The following is a 2,592-nucleotide window of genomic DNA, read 5'->3' on the forward strand; positions in this document are numbered from 1 at the left end:
GGAATCGCCCCGGCCCACCACTCAGCTCAGCCCGTCCCCCGGTCCCCGGGGGGCGGGCGTCCGGAGGAGCCCCCCGGGGCCCCGCGCAAGGAGCGAAGCGACGCAGCCCGCGCGCAGCGCGGGCCGCAAAAAGGAGGGCCCCCAGGGCCCGACGACTGCGGCGCACGGCCGGATCGCACCGAAGGTGCGATGCCCACCCAACAGCTCCAGGGGCCCCGACGGTCGGAGCGTCCTCGAGGTCGCCGCCGCCCCAGCACCGTCTTGGAGTTCCCCCATCGCGGCGGCGACCACGAGGAAAGCGCCCCACGCGTCCGGGGCTGGCCGTGAGGTACGAGCGGCCGTCAGTGCCCTGGTCCCGCTGTCGTGCCACCGGGGCCGGCCACGGGCGCCGGGGGTGTACGAGGGGGCGGCGCGAGAGCGCCCCTCGCACCCGGCCGGAGGCCGGGTGTCGCCCTGCGGCGGGCGCACTCGCTGTGCGGGCTCCGCGGTGCCCCGCGCCCTCGTCGACCGGTCGGCGCGGCCACCGTTCCGGTCCGGACATGCCTGCGGCCCGGAACGGTGGCGTTCCGGGCCGGGCGGTCCGTCAGGCGACGGTGAACAGTTCGTCCTGCACGGGCTGTTCGGTGGGCTCAGCGGTGGGGGTGGTCTGTCGCTGGTGGGCGATGTGCTCGGCCAGGGTCCAGTCGACCCATCGCCACTCGGGGAGCAGCGGGCGGGGCCGCGGCCCGCTCCTCTGCCGGATGGTGGTGAGCCCTGCGGCGCGGGCGGCCTGGCGTCCGGCGTCGGAGACGATCAGTTTCTCGGGCCGGACGCGGTGGACGGTGGTGTCGTCCATCCAGACCTCGCAGTACGGGGTGCCGAGTGCGGTGAGCATGGCGAGACGGTGGATGTCGCCCCATCCGGGATGGAGTCCGCCGGGGATGACCCATAGCCAGGTGCCGGGCTGGATGTCGCCCGGTCCCATGGGGGTGTGGTCGTACGGCGGGCGCTGGCGTCGGCGGCGGCGGGGTTTCTCCGGGTAGTAGTGGCTGGGCGGGTAGGTGGGGTTCGCCATGTGCTGCTGGTGCAGTTCCTCGGCCAGCGCGTTCAGGACGTCCTTGCGGGTGTAGCAGAGGGGGCCGACGTGCCAGCGTCGGGGGCCGTTCCGCTCCCACTGGGTCGGCGCGCTGCACGTGCTGCACCGCCCGGCCTGGAGGTACGGCTGGGCGGTGGGGCACGGCCACGGCGTGGCGCACGTTCGGCAGGTCCAGACGTGGCCGGCTGAGTCGGGCAGGTGCGCGCCCGGCAGGTAGAGGGGGCGCAGCAGCGGGCTGTCGTAGGGCGTGGCGGGCGTTGTTTCGCCCGCCACCAGGTGGGACTGGGGCATCGGGCAGGGCTCTCCTGAAGGGTCCGGGGCCGGGACGGCGGCGGTGCGGCCGTCCCGGCCGGGCTCGGTTCTACGGCGCGGTCGGGGCGGCAGCCTCGGCTGCGTCCAGGGCCTGCTTGCTCAGCTCGACGGCGGTGGCCAGAGCCTGCGGGTCCATGGCGTCGGCCTCGTTCTCGGGCGCGGTCTTGCGGGCGCGGTCGAGCGCGCGGATGGCTTGTTTGGCGATGTGGTAGCCGGTCTCGGCCTGTCCCTGGGCGTAGGCGGTGAACAGCAGCAGCTCGACCTCCACCGTGTTCACGTGCTTGAGCACCAGCCCGTCGCCGCGCCGGGCGTTGTCGAGCGCCTGGCGGCCGTTGTCGACGCTGAACAGGGCGATGCAGGACAGGGGGACGGCGGCCTGCGCCGGGATCGTGGGGGGCAGGGCTTCCAGTGCGTCGGCGGCGTCCCGAAGGTTGGTGATCGCGTCGGTCCGGACCGGTGCGGAGCGGGCGAGATGGCGGGCCGCAGTGGCGTAGCGGTCGGCCAGGGCGGCCCAGGCGGCGGCCTGGCCCGGCTGCTTCTGCTCGGTGGCCAGGGCGGCCTCGTCGGCCGCGATGCGTGCGCGTCGGTGGCACAGGGCCGACTGACCCCTGAGCCAGACGCGGTCAGGGGCTCCGCACCGGTCGAGCTCGGCGTGGTCGGCGGCGGCCCGGTAGGTCTGCGCGGTCTGCTGGGCGCGGTGCAGGGGACGGCCGATGGTCTCGGTGAACATCCGGCCGTCGTGTCCGGCGACCAGGAGGTCACGGCGGGAGCGGGCGGTGGCGGCGTCGCCGTCCGGGTTCGGCAGGTCGCTGGGGAGCGTCATGGTCGTGCTTCTCCTTGCGTCGGGTTTCGAGGGGCCGGGGCGGCGGTGCCAACCGCCGCCCCGGGTGGGGCGGTTGCGCTGTCAGCTGCGGTCGCAGGCGACCACGATCAGGCCGGGCCACGTCTCGCGGGTCTCGATGTCGGTGAACTCGCGCTCTTCGACGGTGAGCGACCGGTGGACGGCGAAGTCGTCGCCGCAGACGTCGCAGGTGAACCGGCCGAAGTAGGGGGATTCGGCGCTGCGCTTGTCGATCTCGGGTTCGTCGATGGTGCGGGTCGTCGCCGGGCCGGCCTCGACGCCTTCGGAGGTGGTGGTCACGGTGAAACTCTCCTGGTCGGTTGGGTTCGAGTGGTGCCGGGGCGGCGGTGCCATCCGCCGCCCC

General features: G+C 74.6%; 3 protein-coding genes. All 3 read right to left on the reverse strand.

What is annotated here, in order from left to right; genetic code table 11:
- Positions 1-583: 583 nt before the first annotated feature.
- A complete protein-coding gene (locus RIF68_RS33930; RefSeq protein WP_309055313.1) occupies positions 584-1,366 on the reverse strand; it encodes a hypothetical protein in 783 nt (260 codons plus the stop codon).
- Between the two features lie 70 nt (positions 1,367-1,436).
- A complete protein-coding gene (locus RIF68_RS33935; RefSeq protein ID WP_309055314.1) occupies positions 1,437-2,210 on the reverse strand; it encodes a hypothetical protein in 774 nt (257 codons plus the stop codon).
- An 81-nt stretch (positions 2,211-2,291) separates the two neighbouring features.
- Positions 2,292-2,592 (reverse strand): hypothetical protein (locus RIF68_RS33940; protein WP_309055315.1); only part of this gene is annotated, 301 nt, incomplete at its 5' end.

Source organism: Streptomyces sp., assembly GCF_031178505.1.
GTDB classification, from domain to species: Bacteria; Actinomycetota; Actinomycetes; order Streptomycetales; family Streptomycetaceae; genus Streptomyces; species Streptomyces gulbargensis.

What these genes read in the sequence shown, in the direction of transcription:
- RIF68_RS33930 (WP_309055313.1), bottom strand. Translation starts at nt 1,366, where the DNA reads ATGCCCCAGTCCCACCTGGTGGCGGGCGAAACAACGCCCGCCACGCCC.
- RIF68_RS33935 (WP_309055314.1), bottom strand. Translation starts at nt 2,210, where the DNA reads ATGACGCTCCCCAGCGACCTGCCGAACCCGGACGGCGACGCCGCCACC.